The following is a 2,730-nucleotide window of genomic DNA, read 5'->3' on the forward strand; positions in this document are numbered from 1 at the left end:
GTGGCGGCGTGGCACGCAGCTGCCGCTCCTGCTCGACCCAGCGCCGCAAAGCCGTCGGGCCAAGCCCAAGCAGCCCGCACACGGCAGGCACGGAGCGGTTCTCATCCAGTACTAAACACACCGCCCGGCGCTTGAGCGCCGGGTCGATCGGTCGATATCCCATGATTCACCTCGGTAGGGATTTTGCTCCTACATGGGTGTCCAGGAAAATTAGACCACCGCAAATCGGCTCCTACAAAAACTCAGGCAAAAAAAAAACCCGCCTTTCGGCGGGTTTTTTCTTACGCTTCGGTTGGCTCGTCACCGTCACCGGTGGGGCCGCTTTCGATGGGCGGGAGGTCGGCGGCGACGTCACCGTCGATCACTTCACCCTCGCCTTCGATCTCGATCTCTTCCTCGGCTTCCAGACGAACCACGCCGATGAGCGTTTCGTCCTTCGGCAGCTTGATCAGCGTCACGCCCTGCGTGTTGCGGCTCAGCTGCGAGACTTCCGACACGCGGGTGCGTACCAGCGTGCCCTGGTCGGAGATCAGCATCAGCTGCTGCGTCTCGGTGACCTGGGTGGCCGCGACGAGGTTGCCGTTACGGTCCGAGCACTGGATGGCGATGACGCCCTGCGTGCCACGACCCTTCTTCGGGAACTCGTCGAGCGCGGTGCGCTTGCCGAAGCCGCGTGCCGTCGCGGTGAGGATGTTGCCATCACCCGCGGCCACGATCAGCGAGACCACTTCCGCATCTTCAGCCAGACGCATGCCACGCACGCCCGTCGCGGTACGGCCCATGGAGCGGACCGTGCCTTCGTCGAAGCGCACCGACTTGCCGTTGGAGGCGAAGAGCAACACATCGCTCTCACCGCCGGTCATCGCGACATCGACCAGGGCATCGCCCTCGTCGAGATTGATGGCGGCCTTGCCCTTCTGCAGCTGGAACGCGAATTCCGTCAGCGGCGTCTTCTTCACCGTGCCCTTGCGGGTGGCGAAGAACACGAAGCAGGTCGGGTCGTACTCGCGCACAGGCAGCAGGGCCTGCACCTTCTCACCCTCACCCAGCGGCAGCAGGTTCACGATGGGCTTGCCACGCGCACCCGGGCCGGCTTCCGGCATCTGGTACACCTTGAGCCAGTAGACGCGACCGGTGCTGGTGAAGGTCAGCAGCGTGTCATGGGTGTTGACCACCCACAGCTGCTGCACGACGTCTTCGTCCTTCAGTGCCGAGGCCGAACGACCCTTGCCGCCACGCTTCTGCGCGCGGTACAGGCTGGCCGGCTGACGCTTGATGTAACCGGTGTGCGAGAGCGTCACCACCACGTCTTCCGGCGCGATGAGGTCAAGCACGTTCAGGTCTTCCTGCGAGTGCTGGATCTCGGTGCGCCGCTCGTCGCCGTAATCGGTACGGATCTGCTCGAGCTCTTCGCGGATCACTTCCAGCAGGCGCGTCGGGTTCTCGAGGATCTCGATGAGGCCGCGGATCGTATCGAGAATCTCGCGGTACTCATCGGAGAGCTTTTCCTGCTCCAGGCCGGTGAGGCGATGCAGACGCATCTGCAGGATTTCGGTGGCTTGCGCTTCGGACAGCTGGTAGCCGTTCTCGTTCAGGCCATCACGCGGATCCATGTCTTCAGGACGCGACGATTCCGCACCCGTGGCGGCGAGCAGTGCCTTGACCAGGCCCGGCTCCCAACGACGGGCGACCATGCGCTCGCGCGCTTCGGCCGACGACGCGGAGGTACGGATCAGCTCGATCATCTCTTCGATGTTGGCAAGCGCGACCGTAAGGCCTTCGAGGATATGTGCGCGCTGGCGTGCCTTGCGCAGTTCGAAGATGGTGCGGCGCGTGACGACTTCGCGGCGATGGCGAATGAAGGCCTCGAGGATGTCCTTGAGGTTCATCAGCTTGGGCTGGCCGTCGAGCAGGGCCACCATGTTGATGCCGAAGGTGACCTGCAGCTGGGTCTGCTGGAACAGGTTGTTCAGCACGACGTCGCCCATGGAATCGCGGCGGATCTCGATGACCACGCGCATACCGTCCTTGTCGGACTCGTCGCGCAGCTCGCTGATGCCCTCGAGCTTCTTTTCCTTTACCAGCTCGGCGATCTTCTCGATCAGGCGAGCCTTGTTCACCTGGTACGGCAGCTCGTGGACGAGGATCGTCTCGCGGCCGTTCGCTTCGGTTTCGATCGAGGTGCGGGCACGCACGAGGATGCGACCACGACCAGTGCGGTACGCCTCGACGATACCGGACGAGCCGTTGATGATGCCGGCGGTCGGGAAGTCCGGACCGGGGATGAACGTCATCAGTTCGTCGATTCCGAGCGAGGGGTCCTCGATCAGCCCGAGCACCGCATTGATGACCTCGGTCATGTTGTGCGGCGGGATGTTCGTCGCCATGCCGACGGCGATACCCGCGGAACCGTTGACGAGCAGGTTCGGCACGCGGGTCGGAAGGACCAGCGGCTCGTGTTCGCTTTCGTCGTAGTTCGGTCCGAAATCGACGGTTTCCTTGTCGATATCGGCCATCAGCTCATGCGTGAGGCGCGCCATGCGCACCTCGGTGTATCGCATGGCCGCGGCGTTGTCGCCGTCCACCGAACCGAAGTTACCCTGGCCGTCGACCAGCATGTAGCGCAAGGAGAACGGCTGCGCCATGCGGACGATCGTGTCGTAGACCGACGCGTCGCCATGCGGATGGTATTTACCGATCACGTCACCGACCACGCGGGCCGACTTCTTG

At 63.5% G+C, this 2,730-nt stretch carries 2 protein-coding genes; both read right to left on the bottom strand.

The annotated features are described in order from the left end of the window. On the bottom strand, positions 1-163 hold a 163-nt coding region (locus tag AC1DSN_RS20955; RefSeq protein WP_477332653.1), incomplete at its 3' end, for a transposase. A gap of 118 nt (positions 164-281) precedes the next feature. Beyond that, positions 282-2,730: DNA gyrase subunit A (gyrA, locus tag AC1DSN_RS20960; RefSeq protein ID WP_477332651.1), on the bottom strand; the 2,449-nt coding region annotated here is incomplete at its 5' end.

Source organism: Luteibacter sp. P4_D7_3, from assembly GCF_056401735.1.